This is a genomic window from Streptomyces sp. NPDC004721 (assembly GCF_053601495.1).
On record NZ_JBSGBZ010000006.1, the window covers coordinates 69,757 to 82,805 of the forward strand.

Below are 13,049 nucleotides of genomic sequence, written 5' to 3' on the forward strand. Positions count from 1 at the left end.
GTCGGAGGTGCGGCCGGCACAGGCGGCCGGCAGCACGCCTGCGGCCGACCAGGGCACCGAGGATCAGGGCGCGGGCGCCGGCGGCCGAGTTGTGTGCGGCCGGCGCATGGGGCGACCGGTGCCTGTGCGAGGGGGCGCCGGTTCGCGGCGAGGTGGGTGGGTTCGGCGGCGAGGTGGGTCGACAGGGATCCTCCTCGACCGGGAGTGGTGGCCGGTTGCCACGCTCGCCGCACGTGATCACTCGCGCCGGTGTTTTCGCCAGCACGTTCGGTACCGTTGGGCTCGTGCTGGCCGGACGGGATCCTGAACGCGCGGCGATCGCCGCCCTGCTCGACGCCGCCCGCACCGGCAGCGGCGGCACGCTGGTGGTGCGTGGCGTCGCCGGCGTCGGCAAGTCGGCGCTGCTGGACGACGCGTTGGCAACCGCGTTGGACCTGCGGGTGCTGCGCACCTCCGGTGTGGAGTCCGAATCGCCGCTGGCCTTCGCCGCCCTGCAACGGCTGCTGTGGCCGCTGCGCACCCGCATCGATGCCCTACCGGCGCCGCAGGCCGCGGCACTGCGCGCGGCGATGGGTGAGACCGAGGGCGAGGGCGACCGCTTCCGGGCGTTCCTCGGCACACTGAGCCTCCTCGCCGACGCTGCCGAAGAGGCCCCGCTGCTGGTCGTCGTCGACGACGCGCACTGGCTCGACGACGCGTCGGCCGCGGCGCTGCTGTTCGCCGCCCGCCGACTGCAGGCGGAACGCGTGGCGCTGCTGTTCGCCGCCCGCGACGGCGACGCCCGCCGCTTCGACGCGGGCGACCTGCCCACCATCGTGCTCGGCGGCGTGACCGGTGCCGACGCCCAGGCGCTGCTGTCCGAACACACCGGGACCGACATCGATCCGGCGGCTCGCGACCACCTGGTGGCGGGCACCGGCGGCAATCCGCTCGCGCTGGTCGAACTGGCCGGGGTGCTCACCGCCGACCAACTGACCGGCCGGGCGCCGCTGCCCACCCCGCTGCCGCTGACCGGCGGCGTGCAGCGCGCCTTCCTCGACCGCTACCGCCGCCTCGGCGAGACCGCGCAGCGGTTCCTGCTGGTCGCAGCGACCGACGACACCACCCGCCTGACTGTGGTCCGCGACGCCGCCGAACGCCTCGGCGCCGCTGATACCGCCCTCGACGCGGTGGAGCTGTCCGGGTTGCTGCGCGTCGACGGCGACGCCGTCTCCCTCTACCACCCGCTGGTGCGCTCGGCGGTCTACCGGGCGGCCACCAGCGCGCAGCGCCGCGCCGCGCACCGTGCCCTCGCCGACGTGCTGACCGGCGACCCCGAGCGGCGTGCCTGGCACCTGGCCGCCGCCGCCGACCGGCCGGACGAGGATGTCGTCACCGCCCTCGACGGGGTCGCCGAGCGCGCTGCGGCCCGCGGTGGCCACGAGGCGTCGGCCGCCGCGTGGGCCCGCGCCGCCGAGCTCACCGCCGGGGGTGAGGCCCGCGGCCGGAGGCTGTACCTGGCCGCGTCCTCGGCCTGGCTGGGCGCGCACCCCTCGCGCGCCTCGGCACTCGCCCAGGCCGCCGCGGCGGACGTGACCGATCCGTCGGCGCGTGCGCAACTGCTGGCGCTGCAGGGGCAGATCGAGTGGAACGCCCGCTCGCTGAACGACGGCTACGACCTCATCCTGCAGGCCGCCGGGGTCGCCGCCGACGGGGACGCTGCACTGGTGGCTCAGCTGGCGATGCTCGCCGCGTCGCTGGCGGCGTTCGGCGCCCGATCCCCGCGCGCGGTGGACGCGACCGCGCTGGTGGCCGAGCCCGCGCCGGACGCGCCGCCCCGGGTGCGGGCCGCCTGGGTGCTCCTGCACGGCTTCGGCGCCGTCGCCCGCAGCGACTGGGCGGCCGCCGCGGAATCCTTCCGGTCCGCGTTCGGCCTCACCGACGCCGTCCCGGTCGAGGACCACCTGCTGCAACCCAACCTGGGCATCGCCGCAATGCTGATCGACGATGACGAACGAGGACTGCGGCTGCACGAACAGCAACTGACCGCTGCCCGCCGTGCCGGCGCGCTGAACATGGTCGAGCACGCCCTCACCCGCGGCGCCCACTTCCAGATCGCGACCGGCGCCTGGCCGAAGGCCGCCGGTGCCGCCGCCGAGGCGCTGCCGCTGGCCGTCGGCACCGGCCACCCGGGGCTGACCGCACTGCCCACCGCGCAACTCGCCCTGGTCGCGGCGCTGCGCGGAGACGACGTCACCGACCGCCACCTGGACAAGGTCACCGAGATCCGGGACAAGCACCCGGTCGGCATCACCGACGGCCTCGTCGCCGACCTGACGCACTGGACCCGCGGGCTGCGCGCGGCCACGCAGCCGGCGACCGCGCTGCACCACCTCGAGCAAATCGAAGGGCCGGCCTACCGCCGCCTGGCCGCCCTCGACCTGTTCGACGCCGCCATCCGCGGCAACCGCCCCGGACTCGCCCGCACCTGGCTGGCCGAGCTGGAGCAGTTCGCCGCGGGCACCGGGCTGCAGGGCGCGACCGCGGTCGTCGAACACGGCCGTGCCCTGCTCGCAGCCGACAGCGACGCCGAGGCCCACTTCCAGCGAGCACTCGCCGCGCACACCGGCTCGCCGCGGCTGCCCAACCGGGCCCGCACCCATCTGGCCTTCGGCGAACACCTGCGCCGTGCCCGCCGCAGGGTTGACGCCCGCGAGCACCTGCGCACCGCGCTGGCGCTGTTCGAGGGCCTCGGCGCCACCTCATGGGCTCAGCGGGCCGCGCAAGAGCTGCGCGCCTCCGGCGAGAGCGTCCGCCGCCGCGACGTCGCCACCGCCACCGAGCTGACCCCCCAGGAACGCCAGGTCGCCGCCCTGGTCCGGCAGGGCCTGTCGAACCGGGACGCGGCCGCGCAGCTGTTCGTCAGTTCACGTACCGTCGACTTCCACTTGCGAAACTGCTACGCCAAGTTGGGCGTCACCTCCCGCGCCGAGCTCACCGCTCTCCCACTCGACCTCTGACCGGCACGGACCCGCACCTGAGCCACAGCCGGTCGTCGGCGGCGGGCCCGCCTTCCACCGGGGATGCGGGCCCGCCCGAGTTCAGGGCCGGTGCCGCACGAAACCGACGTAGGCGTAGGCGAAGCCCTCGCCCGCGCGTGGCGCCCGGGTCCAGGACCGGGTGGTGAAGGTCCGGAGCCGGCCTTCGGTCAGCGCGAAGCGGGGCAGCGAGAGCCCGAGTTCGGTGTGCAGAGCCTCCAACACGCGCCGTTCGCGGTCCTGTTCGGTGTCCTCCAAGCGGAACAGCCGTGCGGGGTCCAGGGCCTCGGGTATCGCGCCGGAGCGCTGGATCTCCGAACCCCGCACGGTGAACGCGTAGAGCTCCTCGCCCTGTTCGGCCACCGACAGGTGGAACGCGGCCGGGTGGTCGCCCGGGGTCGAGCGCCTCGGGTCGCGCCACACCACCACCGCACGGCCGGACGAGGAGGCGGCCGGAGCGGGAGACAGGAACAGCTTGTTCAGGTGGCGGTGGGAGTGGCCGTCGAAGGCGAAGGCCCACGCGTCGGCGGTCCGGCCGGCGGCGACCACGGGCCGGTCCTCCCAGAGTTTCACGCCCTCCCGCTCGTGGGGCTGGGGTGCCCGCCAGGACGCCTTGCGCAGATCCGTGGGCGCGGTCAGTTCGGCGCCTTCCTCGCCGATCAGGGCGGGCAGGCGGGCGGGGTCGATCCCCTCGACCCAGACACAGCGGTATCCGTCGAGCGGCTGCCGGTTCGCCGCGGGCTCCGTCAGCCAGGCGAGGCCCGGCGGGTCGAGATCGGGCACCGGTTCTGGAGCTGGTCCCGTCTCCCCGGCCCTCGGTGTCGCGAGGATTTCCCGTCCGCGCTCCGGGGTGATCAGCGGACCCAGGACCGGATCGGCGAGCAGGCCGATCGGGGCGATCAGCGAGGGCCCGGGCGCCTCCCAGAGCGGCAGCGCGTCCCGCAGCACCCGCCACGCGGCGTCGGTCGACCCCCAACGGGCCGACTCCCGGGCCTCGGCGACGGCCCGTCCCCATGGACCGGGAGGCGCGTAGCGATGGGTGCCGTCCCGCATCGTGCTCAGTACGGCTTCGGCGGTCTTCCGGGCGGCCCCGCGGGCGGTCATCATCCCGAGCCAGTGGTCGTCCCCGCCCAGCCGCCATTCACCGCGTGCCGGTGTCATGGCCTCCACGGGCAGAATCTCGGGCGTATAGCGCGGGTCGGCCACCAGGTTGCCGTACCCCCGGGAGCTGTGCGGAGCCAGCAGATGCCGGAGCTGGTTCAGCAGGACGGCGCTCCGCGGCCGTCCGAAGGACAGCGCCTCCTCGAGCAGGGGAAGGGCCTCCTCGTACTGTCCGCTCAGGGCCAGCAGCCGGGCCTCCTCCACATGGGCGTCCTGGGCGCGCGTGGTCGCGTTCACGAAGTCGGGTCTCTCCACTCGGTCGGAGTGGAAGCCGCGGTACATGGCCTCCATGTACGCGCGGAACGACGGGTAACGGTCCGGCAGTTCACCACTCCAGCCCTTGTAGACGTACAGCGCCCACTCACCGTCCTGGTCACTGTCGCCCGGGTCGAGCAGGACGTACGACATGTCGGAGTCCGTCTCCAGCTGTAGCGCCCGTCGCCACATCCCGGCCAGCAGGACGTCCTCCTTGCGCGGGTCGTCGCCCAGGTTCTCCTCGTACATCGGGGTCATGCCGAACGGATCCTGGAACCAGTCGATGTCCGCGGCGCCGCCGAGCTGATAGACCCCGGCCGTCTGCTCCACGTGCCACCCGTCACTCACGGCCAGGAACTCCCGGTACGAGGGCGGCAGCCGCCGCCCCAGCCGCTCCTCGACCGCGGCGATCGCCGCCTCGTCCGCCCCGGGCCTGCCCAGGGGAACGACGGTCTGCCCGCCGTCCTCGTCTTCGTCCCCGCCCGCGCGCGGAACCCACTCCTCCTGCCAACGTCCAAGGAAATCGTGCCAGTTGAAAGACTCGCCACTCATGGCCGGATGGTGTCATCCGGCACTGACAACGGGTCCGGCGAGGCGCCTCGCCCATGGCCACGATTACTCCGGGCGAGCTGTCGCTCCGGTACGGCAGAGACCGGGAGCCGACCCGGGGAGCCTGGCTCATGGCGTCGCGAGCGCGGCCGGTGGCGCCTCGCTCTGAGAGAAGCCGTGGCCAGCACTCACTCGGCCGACACACCGGAGGAGCGAAGCCGGGGACTGGGTTCTAGCGTTCGAAGAGTGCCCCGCGCTGACAGGACGCGAGGCTCGGGCGGCCCCGCACTCTGCGCCCTGGGTAGGGGCCGCCCTCGACTCTGCGCGCACGCGCGTCCTTCTCCCATCGTGATGGCGAGCAAGGAGCTTTCGCAGTCGACCATCATGTGGTGCTGGTGTTCGCCTGTGCTGCGCGTGCGTAGCGCTTGGCGAGGAGGGCGAAAGCGGTGGCGAGTTGGGTTGGGCTTACGTCTTCGATTGCGGCGTCGTAGCGGCCGAGGATGGCGGCGAGTCCGGTCCATGACCAGGAGCCGAGGATGACACGGCATCGGTTGGGGCCGAGTTCTTCGACGATGCCGTCGGGCGTGAAGGGGGCGACGGCGTGTGCGGACAGGTGGAGGATGGCCTCGCCTCGGCACGGCCAGTCGGCGGTTGTGCCGTCCGTGCCGCGGAAGCGGCCGGTGATGAAGGCGGATACGTCGTCGTTGGGGAGCGGCCTGGGAGTGAAGCGTGGTCCGTTGGGGGTGCGGACGCTGATGCGGTCGGCGCGGAAGGTGCGCCAGTCCTCTCGGTCGAGGTCCCAGGCGGGCGGCGGCTGCCCGGTCGCGCCCGCGCCATCGGTTGCGAGGAGAAGCGCCATGTCTGTCACGACCACCACTCACCTGAACTTCCGGGGCCAGGCACGCGAGGCGCTGGTTTTCTACCAGTCCGTGTTCGGCGGCCGGTCCGTCGCCGTGACCTACAAGGACGCGGGTGCGGTACAGAACGAGAGCGAGGCGGACTGGGTGATGTGGGGTGAGGTGGCCGGCGGCAACGGATTCCACGTCATGGCCTACGACGTGCCCTCCCAGCTGCCCTGGGACCAGGGGAAAAACCAGTTCTTCGTCTCTGTGCGCGGGGACGACGCCGACGAGGTCAGCGCCCTGTGGGACAAGCTCGCCCAGGGCTCCACCATCGTGCGCCCGCTGGACAGGGCCCAGTGGGCGCCGCTGTATGGGATGCTCACCGACCGCTTCGGCGTGACCTGGGTTCTGGACGTCACCCCGCCCTACAACGGCTGACCCATCCCCGCCGACACGTCCCCCGGGCCGCGCATGTACCGCTCGCGGCCCGGGGGCTGTTGCCTGCCGGGGCGGTAGTTCCCATGGCCGTTCTCACCCGACGCGATCTCAACCGGGCCACCCTCGCCCGCAAGGACCTGCTCGAACGCAGCGCCGCGACGGTCACCGACGCCGTGGCTCACCTGTGCGGGCTCCAGGCACAAGAACCACAAGAGCCCTTCATCGGGCTGTGGTCACGGATGCAGGACTTCGCCCCCCGACCAACTCGACCACGCACTGACCCGGCGGCATGTCGTGCGCACGCATCTGATGCGCCGCACGATCCACCTGGTCACCGCCACGGACGCACTCCACTGGCGCTCCCGCCACGACACCATGCTGCGGCAGCGGGTACTGGGCACCTACCGCCGCGATCTGGCAGGCATCGACCTGGACGAACTCGCCGCTGCGGGGCTGACCGCCATGGCCGACGGCCGGCCTCGCACGATGGCCGAACTCGTGTCCGCCCTGGAGGACCGCTGGCCCCAGCCGCCCCGCCGCGCGCTGGGCGAACTGCTGATCGCGGCCCTGATCCCCATGGCGCAACTGCCCCCGCGTGGCCTGTGGCAGACCAGGGCGGGTGTCCGCAATGTGCCACTGACCACATGGCTCGGCAAGAACATCGCGCCCCTTTCCGGTGACGACGCCGACCTCGTCGGCCAGCAGCTGGTACGCCGCTACCTCGCCGCCTACGGCCCTGCCGCCACGGCCCACATCCGCGCCTGGAGCGGTCTGGCCGGCCTGCCCAGAGCGGTCAAGGCCATCCGCGAGGAACTCGTCGGTTTCCGAGATGAACGCGGACGTGAACTGCTCGACCTGCCCGACGCCCCACGACCGGACGCCGACACCCCCGCACCCATTCGCTTCCTGCCCGCCTTCGACAACGCGATCCTCGGCTACGACGACCGCAGCCGCATCATCGACGACGCACACCTCGGCCTCTCCGTAGCCGGCCGGCGCGTCGTGCTCGTCGACGGACGAGTCGCTGCAACCTGGGCCACGGACGGCGAACGCGTACGGGTCACACCGCTGAGAGCCCTGTCGCCCCAGGAAAACTCCATGATGAGGTAGGAAGCCGGGCTGCTGGCGGATTTCCTTGCCACCGCCAAGTCCGTCGAGGCCGTGCCGTAGCTCCGCCCCAAGCGGCGATCCTGCCCTGGTAACGACATACACCTCGGTGTACTCCTTGCCGCGCGCCTCCCTGTCCGGACGCGGCCCCGTTCACCGCTCGTCGTCCCAGTCGTACTGGGGCGACGGCAGCGGATCCGTGACCCAGCCCGCCGCCAGCACGAGCCGCGTGTGGCGGTGCAGGACGAGGAAGCCGAAGGGCCGGTCGAAGTCGGCGCTGATCCTGGTGGTGACGTAGCGGCGGTCGGGCACGCCCCCGCCGGCCACGGCGAACGCCGTCACCGCGGCGGCCTCGAAACCCAACGCGCCGAACTTCGCCATCGTGCTCTGCTCGGCCGACCCGATGGCGAGCGGTGAGCCGCTGATGCCGGGGAAGTGCCCGCGCGAGGTGTCCCGTACCTCCGTGAGTCCGAACAACCGGTGCAGCCCCAGCAGATCGTGGCTCGCCTTCAGGTCATACGCCACGGTCGTCACGTCCAGCGACGGCGGCTGGGGCCGCGTGCGGCGCACCTTGTCCACGCGCAGACCGGGTCCGACGTTCCCGTAGGGCAGCCCTGTCCCCGGGAGGACCACGCACCGGTTGGCGAGGATATCGATCCCCGCTCCCAGCACTCGCCCCCGCGTCATGCCCTCCTCACCGAGCAGCAGGTGCACGTCCAGGGCGTTGCTCCCCAGCACCTTCAGCTCGGTGACGTGCCCGTCGGGCGTGTCCGCCAACCCGACCCGGTCCAGCACGGCACTGGAGCGCCGCAGGCCCAGCCGCGGCTTGGTCGCCCAGGGCTCGTACGCCGTCTCCAACTCCACCTCGTGGAAGGGGCTCAGCCACTCCGTACGCATGGCCAGCGCACTTGCCAGCACCATGTCGGTGCGCTCGGACAGCGTGACCGGCATACGGTCGATCAGCCCGCCGGTCCGCTTCACGGTCCAGGCGTTCAGCGCCCGGTGGTCGGCCGCGAGGTCCCCCGTGAGCACCCCGTGGGCGTCGGCCGGCAGGCCCGCCTCCCACTCCTCCCGCAGTTCCAGCGTGCGCTTCGTCCACAGTCCCAGGGCAGTGTGCAGTCCCCGCATGGCACCCAAGGCGCCAAGCAACTCGCGTGCGGCGTCCGCCGCCTGCCCGGCGGGCAGCCCGAGAGCCTCCGCCAGCTCGGCCCGCGCAGCACCCGCGGCCCCGTCGGCCAGGTGGGCCAGCAACGGCCACACTCCCGCCGCCGAGAACGCGGTGGCGTCCTCCGAGACAGCCGCCCACCGCGCGGTCAGCCCGTTCACCGCACGGACCGTCGCCGTCGCGACGCCCATTCCGCTCCCCCATCGTCAGCGCACTCACAATGTGCCCAGTCGTACGCCAGTTCAGCGTCGCCGCCGCCCGCAAGGAGCACGGTACCGGTGTCCATGAACACCGCGCTCGGAAAAAGAACTCGGCCCGGCTCGGGACGCGTTGAGGGATCTGTGCGTGTCCGCCGCCTACTCCGCCGCCACGATGCGTTCGACCGCGGCCGTCACCAGTTGTTCACGCTCTGCTTCCGTGAAGACGTCCGGCAGGGTGAGCTGCTCGACGATCAGCCAGTTCATAGCCAGAATGAGCAGCTTGACGGCCATGGCGTCGCCGGGGAGGCCGGAGGCCTCGTGGTAGGCGACGTTGGCGTCGACGTCGGCCCGGACCCGCTCGGTGAGGACCTTGCGCAATTCGGGGCGGCGGGTGGCCTCAAGGCGGAGTTCGAGCAGCGCGAGGTAGCCGGTGCGGAAGCGGGCGACGCGGCCGACGAGTTCACGCATCAACTCCGCGTAGGTCTCCCGGTCGCGGCCGGCCGTCTGCTGGCGGGCGATCGTGGCCTCGTCGGGCTGGAGCCGCTCGTACACGCGGGCGCCGGCCTGGGTGAGCAGGTCGTCGCGGCTGGTGAAGTAGTTGGACGCGGTGCCAGCGGGTACGGCGGCCTCGGTGTCCACCGCCCGGAACGTCAGACCTCGCGCGCCTTCCCTGGCCAGCACCTCGATCGCGGCGTCGACGAGGGCGGCACGCCGCTGGTCGTTTCGCCTCACCATTGACATCACTCCATCTGTAGTACTACGTTCAAACCACTTCACATAGAGTACTACGTATGGAGCCATCAGAGATGCGAAAGCTCGTGTACTACGTCGGTGTCACGCTCGATGGCCGCATCGCCGGCCCCGGAGGCGAGTACGACTTCTTCCCCGCCGGTGACGAACAGCAGACCGCCGCCTACTTCTCCTGGACCAACACGCTGTACCCCGAGACCGTCCCGACCGCCCACCGCGCCGCCGTGGGCCTCACCGACGTGCCCAACCGGCGCTTCGACACGGTCGTCATGGGCCTCGGCACCTACCGCCCCGCCTTCGACGCGGGGATCACCAATCCGTACGCGCACCTGCGCCAGTACGTCGTATCCAGCACCCTCAAGCCCGACACCGACCCGGCCGTCACCGTCGTCCCGGGCGACCCACTCGCCCTCGTCCGCGAACTCAAGCGGCAGGAGGACACCGGCTTGGACATCTGGCTCTGCGGCGGCGGCAAGCTCGCAGGCGCCCTCCTGCCCGAGATCGACGAACTGGTCGTCAAGAACTACCCGGTGGTCGTCGGCGCCGGAATCCCGGCCTTCGACGGCGCCTTCAACCCCACCGTCTTCCATGTCGCCGAGCGCACCGCCTTCCCCAACGGCGTCACCCTCACCCGCCTCACCCGCCGCTGACTGTCTTGCCCATCCAGAGAAACGAGTGTCGGCGGACGTTTGCCGGCACTGAGCGTCGAAGGTGAGGTGCCGGGCAAGCCCTCAGCCCGGGATGAGGGCATCCCACTGATCCCGGGTCGGGCCGTCGTGTTTCGGCGTGAAGTCCGGATGGGCTGCCAGCCAGGCGGTGACGTGTCGGTCCACTTCGTCGGTGCCGTAGGCGTCGTCGGCTGGTCGCAGGAGATGGCGCACCCGGGCTCGGGCTCGCATGACGACGGGATCGTCAAAGGCGCATGCGGCCACGGCGGCAGCCCGCCGATCTGCGGGTGGTGAGCCCTCGGCGAGGCGTTGCTCGTCGGCGCGGTCGGCGGTCACCTGCGCGTCAAATCACGGGCGGAGGGCCTTCGCCGTCCAGCACCAGGTTCACCGCGAAGGTGTCGTTGTCGGAAGGGAAGACGCCGGCGAGCGCGAACGGCGCGGCCGAGCCGGTCTTCACCCGTCCGGGCCACGCGGGCCGTCGGCGCGCAGGCGGTACCAACGACACAGATAAGCGATCCCGGTGCGGTGGCTGTCGACCACGGGCGAACGGCAGCCGGCCGCGATCAGCCAGGGCGGCGCCCGATGGCACACCGCGGGCCGGTCCCGCCGGTGGGCGCCGGCGGGACCGGCCCGCGGTGTGCCCGGCGTCAGGTGAGTGTCAGCTCCGGCTTGTACAGGTCCAGCCACAGTGCCAGGTTCACGGTGCGTTCGAGACCGCGCCGCGACGCCAGCGTCACCTGCGGGGCGTCCCGGTGGGCTGCTTGGTGCACCCGGTCCCGGTCGAGCAGGTCGAAGACCGGGTGGGACGGGCGGGCGAGGATGTCCCTGACGTGTTCCTGGATGGCGACGGCGTACTTCGGGTCCTGGGTCGACGGGTAGGGGCTCTTGGTCCTGTCGTACACGGACCGCGGAATCAGGTCGGCGGTCGCCTCCCTGAGCAGGCTCTTCTCCCTCCCGTCGAACGACTTCAGCGACCAGGGGGCGTTGTACACGTACTCGACCAGCCTGTGGTCGCAGAACGGCACCCGCACCTCCAGCCCGACCGCCATGCTCAGGCGGTCCTTGCGGTCCAGCAGGACCCGTACGAAGCGGGTGAGGTGCAGATGGCAGATCTTCCGCATCCGATACTCGAAGTCGCTCTCCCCGTCGAGGCGGCGGATGTCCGAGACGGCGGTGCCGTAGCTGTCGGCGATGTACGTCTTCAGGTCCAGGGCTTTGGTGAGAGCGGGGCTCAGGACGCCTGAGTCGCTGCCGAAGCGCTGGGCCTGGGCCATCCATGGGAAGGTGTCGGCGCGCCGGGCCTCCTCGTCGAAGAACTGGAGGTAGCCGCCGAAGACCTCGTCGGCCGACTCGCCGGACAGCGCGACCGTGGAGTGCTCGCGGATCGCCCGGAGGAGCAGGTAGAGCGAGGAGTCCAAATCGCCGATACCCACGGGCAGGTCGCGCGCCCGGATCGTATCCGCCCGTACGTCGAGGTCGGCGAGGGCCTGCGCGTCGAGGACGATGTCCTGGTGCTCGGTGCCGGAGGCTTGGGCGACGTCGTGCACGTACGGGCTGTCGGGTGTGGCGCGCAGCTCGTCGGCGACGAAGTCGTCGGCGTGTCCCACGAAGTCCACGGCGAAGCTGCGCACCTTCTCGCCGTGCTCGGCCAGTTGGCGGGCGGCCAGGGCGGTCAGCGCGGAGGAGTCCAAGCCTCCCGACAGCAGCATGCAGCGGGGGACGTCGGCGACGAGCTGGCGGCGGACGATGTCGTCGAGCAGTGAGCGTACGGTGGCGATGGTGGTGGCGCGGTCGTCGGTGTGCGGACGGGTCTGAAGTTGCCAGTAGACGCGTCGGCGCATCCCCTGCCGGTCGACGGTGACGACGGTGCCGGGCTCCAGTTCGCGCATGCCGTCCCATACGGCGTGTCCGGGCGTCTTGACCATCGCGAACATTTCCCGCAGTCCGTCGAGGCGGACCCGGGCGGGGGCCAGCGGATTGGCGAGGATGGCCTTGGGCTCGGAGCCGAACAGCACGCCGTCGGAGGTCGGGTAGTAGTAGAACGGCTTGATCCCCATACGGTCGCGGACCATCACGAGCCGGTTGTGGCGGCCGTCCCACACCGCGAAGGCGAACATGCCGTTGAGTCGCCTGGCGAGCCCCTCCTCCCATTCGAGGTAGGCGTGCAGGACCACCTCGGTGTCCGAGTCGGTCGTGAAGCGGTGGCCCAGACCGGTCAGCTCGCGGCGCAGTTCGGTGAAGTTGTAGGTCTCGCCCGAGTAGACGAGCACGACGGTGCCCTCGGGTGTCCGGACGCTCATCGGCTGCCGCCCGCCGGGAAGGTCGATGATCGCGAGCCTGCGGTGGCCGAGGGCCACGGGACCCTCGGCCCAGGTGCCGCGGTCGTCAGGACCCCGGCAGGACATGGTCTCGGTCATCGCGTCCAAGGTCGCGCTCTCGGACCGCAGATCACGGTCGAAGGACACCCAGCCGGTGATTCCGCACATGTGTTACCTCCCGCGTCCGGCCTCCGGGTCGAGCCCGCTCACCTGCGGCTTCTCGCAGCCAGTCCCGGCGAACCAGTTTGTATTCAGCTATGGGACGAGCGTGTGTCAGGTGCGGAATACGGTCGGCCCGTCCGCACCCACGTCGGCGCCGTCCGCCCCGTCGGTTCGAGCCGGCTTCGCCTTCCGTGTACACACCTACGGGCCTCGCCCTGACCGCGACCGCCGGGTTCCGGGCCGCGGCCGTCGGCTCTCGGCCCGCTGCAAAGAATTACCCAAGATCGCGCGCCGCCTGTCCGGCCCAGTGGCTTTCGCCTCCTTTCGGGTGGAGTGACTGTCCAGCGAATGGCTCTGCCCCGAAATCGGTGGTCGCGCCGCGTGGCGGTCACCGCAGGAGGATGCGAAGGCGGAGGA

8 protein-coding genes and 2 pseudogenes are annotated in these 13,049 nt (G+C 71.7%); 4 read left to right on the top strand and 6 right to left on the bottom strand.

Translation table 11 applies throughout. The features are described from left to right. Positions 1-284: 284 nt before the first annotated feature. A complete protein-coding gene (locus ACWEK3_RS07050) occupies positions 285-2,999 on the top strand; it encodes an AAA family ATPase (protein WP_453249110.1) in 2,715 nt (904 codons plus the stop codon). Positions 3,000-3,080: 81 nt separating this feature from the next. Here ACWEK3_RS07050 and ACWEK3_RS07055 read toward each other — a convergent pair whose 3' ends face one another. Continuing rightward, a complete protein-coding gene (locus ACWEK3_RS07055) occupies positions 3,081-4,985 on the bottom strand; it encodes an SMI1/KNR4 family protein (protein ID WP_453249111.1) in 1,905 nt (634 codons plus the stop codon). Positions 4,986-5,364: 379 nt separating this feature from the next. After that, positions 5,365-5,787 (bottom strand): annotated as a pseudogene (locus ACWEK3_RS07060) (helix-turn-helix transcriptional regulator); the annotation flags it as partial. Positions 5,788-5,839: 52 nt separating this feature from the next. On the opposite strand from ACWEK3_RS07060, the gene ACWEK3_RS07065 reads away from it, so the two are divergent. After that, the gene (locus ACWEK3_RS07065) at positions 5,840-6,262 is read left to right on the top strand and encodes a VOC family protein (protein ID WP_453249112.1); all 423 of its coding nucleotides are present in this window, start codon (positions 5,840-5,842) and stop codon (positions 6,260-6,262) included. 83 nt (positions 6,263-6,345) lie between these two features. After that, a pseudogene (locus ACWEK3_RS07070) lies at positions 6,346-7,372 on the top strand (winged helix DNA-binding domain-containing protein). Between the two features lie 150 nt (positions 7,373-7,522). Here the strand turns inward: ACWEK3_RS07070 and ACWEK3_RS07075 are convergent. Then, on the bottom strand, positions 7,523-8,725 hold the full coding sequence (locus tag ACWEK3_RS07075; protein ID WP_453249113.1) for a serpin family protein: 1,203 nt from the start codon (positions 8,723-8,725) through the stop codon (positions 7,523-7,525). Positions 8,726-8,890: 165 nt separating this feature from the next. Further along, complete coding sequence (locus tag ACWEK3_RS07080) at positions 8,891-9,469, bottom strand: TetR/AcrR family transcriptional regulator (RefSeq protein WP_450540479.1); 579 nt, start codon at positions 9,467-9,469, stop codon at positions 8,891-8,893. Between the two features lie 71 nt (positions 9,470-9,540). On the opposite strand from ACWEK3_RS07080, the gene ACWEK3_RS07085 reads away from it, so the two are divergent. Then, complete coding sequence (locus tag ACWEK3_RS07085; RefSeq protein WP_453249114.1) at positions 9,541-10,134, top strand: dihydrofolate reductase family protein; 594 nt, start codon at positions 9,541-9,543, stop codon at positions 10,132-10,134. 81 nt (positions 10,135-10,215) lie between these two features. Here ACWEK3_RS07085 and ACWEK3_RS07090 read toward each other — a convergent pair whose 3' ends face one another. Both ACWEK3_RS07090 and asnB read right to left on the bottom strand, forming a co-directional pair. Beyond that, positions 10,216-10,488, bottom strand: a complete 273-nt coding sequence (locus ACWEK3_RS07090; protein WP_453249115.1) for a hypothetical protein — start codon at positions 10,486-10,488, stop codon at positions 10,216-10,218. A 311-nt stretch (positions 10,489-10,799) separates the two neighbouring features. Continuing rightward, positions 10,800-12,638, bottom strand: coding sequence for an asparagine synthase (glutamine-hydrolyzing) (gene asnB, locus ACWEK3_RS07095; RefSeq protein ID WP_453249116.1), 1,839 nt, complete (start codon positions 12,636-12,638; stop codon positions 10,800-10,802). Positions 12,639-13,049: the final 411 nt, after the last annotated feature.